The sequence below is a fragment of the Facklamia sp. P13069 genome (genome assembly GCF_050409405.1).
Lineage (GTDB): Bacteria > Bacillota > Bacilli > Lactobacillales > Aerococcaceae > Facklamia.
In genome coordinates this window covers 1-938 of record NZ_JBNUPN010000055.1, presented here as the reverse complement: position 1 = coordinate 938, position 938 = coordinate 1, and the positions used below count along the sequence as shown (strand labels likewise).

Annotated in this window: 2 protein-coding genes; both read left to right on the top strand. The window is 30.5% G+C overall.

From position 1 onward, the window contains the following. The first annotated feature begins 224 nt into the window (after window positions 1-224). Window positions 225-461, top strand: a complete 237-nt coding sequence (locus tag ACQV2T_RS09320) for a DUF3784 domain-containing protein (RefSeq protein WP_428882466.1) — start codon at window positions 225-227, stop codon at window positions 459-461. Between the two features lie 32 nt (window positions 462-493). Further along, window positions 494-691, top strand: a complete 198-nt coding sequence (locus tag ACQV2T_RS09315) for a helix-turn-helix domain-containing protein (protein ID WP_428893587.1) — start codon at window positions 494-496, stop codon at window positions 689-691. Window positions 692-938: the final 247 nt, after the last annotated feature.

Below are 938 nucleotides of genomic sequence, written 5' to 3'. Positions count from 1 at the left end.
CAGAGTCCTTTCTATTTTAGTTACCACTTTTAATAGATCGGACTTCTGTGTTTTTGTGTACCAAAAAATAGGGTTGAAGAAATAGGGTTGAAGGAAGTGTTTTTCTTCCATCAACCCTATTTATTATAGAGCCTTTATTTAAAAGCAAAGTTGTGTTTGATATAATTATCTTTAAGAAATAAAAGACGAAAAATTTCAGCTGTTTTTGATGATTAGCTAAAATTATGGAGGAGATATTAATGACTTTATTAAAGATAGTATTGATTGGATTAGGAATTACTTTCTGCATGTTTGGATATCTAATCTATTTTAAAAAGAAATACAATCTAATCAATGGATTTGAATCAGATTATAAAGCTGGAAGTGACATAGAATCTTATGCACGTAGAGTTGGTTTAATTGAATTAGGGATTGGGGTTATCTTAATAATGGCTGGGATTATTCTGATCATTGTCAAATAGTAAGATTTAGCTTGTTATTGAGAGATAAAAGAATGGCATTTGATTACAGTAAGCTCTGGAAAATTTTAGAAGAGCGAAAAATGTATAAAAAAGATTTGCGAATAGAAGAAAGAATATCTTCAGCAACCTTGGCAAAACTTAGCAAGAATCAAATTGTGAGTATAGATGTTCGTGGAAGAATTTGTGAAGTATTAGTCTATAATGTGGGAGATATAGTAAGTCACGTGTAGGAACAATAATGAGGTTTTTAGGTGTATTAGAAGAAGTTTTAAAATCGGATGAACGATTTGTTGGAGAAAAAATCAAGTTATAAAAAAAGTTTCTGATGTTACTAGAGGGCTTCATGTCAAAATTATGACAACCGCAGATAATAAAGACGAATACTGGGTTCAAACCTTCTGCTAAGGAAACGAAATGTCGATTTAAGTGCTTTTTAGAGCAACAGATGATTATTTTCCTCTAAAAATAATACTAGGA